General features: G+C 61.1%; 1 pseudogene. It reads left to right on the top strand.

Annotated elements, in window-relative coordinates:
- Positions 1-29: 29 nt before the first annotated feature.
- A pseudogene (locus FJ980_RS34335) lies at positions 30-1017 on the top strand (TRAP transporter large permease subunit); the annotation flags it as partial.

Genomic DNA, 1017 nt, shown 5'->3' with positions numbered 1-1017 from the left:
TGGTCAATGGCGCTGACAGCTATCCGCTGATGGCGATCCCGTTCTTTCTCATTGCCGGCGAGCTCATGAACGCCGGCGGCCTCTCCCGCCGCATCGTGAACGTGGCCCTGGCGCTCTTCGGTCACATACGTGGCGGCCTCGCCTACGTGGGCATCGGCACGGGCTTGCTGATGGCCAGCCTCTCCTGATCGGCAATCGCGGATACGGCGACGCTTGCCGTCATGCTGATCCCTCTTATGCGCGATGCGGGCTACAGCATGAGTCGCGCCTCGGGCTTGATGGCGGCGACGGGCATCATTGCCCCCGTGATCCCGCCCTCTGTCGGATTCATCATCCTGGGCGTCACCGCAAACATTTCCATCGTCGGCTTATTCCTCGCCGGAATCGTGCCAGGGATCCTGATGGGGCTGAGCCTAGTGGTGACTTGGTGGATCGTCTCCAGAAAGGAAACGTCGGCGGTCCAGCCCAAACTCCCGCGCAGGGACATCCCGAAAGCCATTCTGACCGCCGGTTGGGCGTTGATGCTGCCGGTGATTATCCTGATCGGACTGCGGTTCGGCATCTTCACCCCCACGGAGGCCGGCGTCGTTGCAGCCTTCTATGCACTGTTCGTGGGGCTGGTTGTTTATCGGGAGCTGACGCCGCGGCTGCTCTTTGACGCGCTGCTCGACGCCGGTCGAATGACGGCAGTAATCATGCTGCTGGTGGCAGCCTCCGTGGTCACCGGCTTCATGATGACGATCGCCAGTCTGCCCGCCCAGCTCGTTACTCTCCTCAGTCCTTTCATCGATATGCCGATCCTGCTGATGGCCATGATCGTTCTGGCGATCTTTGTCATCGGCATGGTGCTCGATTTCGCACCTTCGATCACCATACTGGTACCCATCCTCATGCCGCTCGTAACGGCGGCCGGGATCGACCCGATCTATTTTGGGGTCATGTTCATCATGACCGCCGCGGTCGGCATGATTACGCCCCCTGTCGGAACTGTCCTCAACACGGTGTGCGGAATCAGCA

Source organism: Mesorhizobium sp. B1-1-5 (assembly GCF_006443065.1).
Lineage (GTDB): Bacteria > Pseudomonadota > Alphaproteobacteria > Rhizobiales > Rhizobiaceae > Mesorhizobium.
Note: the sequence above shows the minus strand (reverse complement) of the source record. Positions and strands in the feature narration are given on the sequence as shown.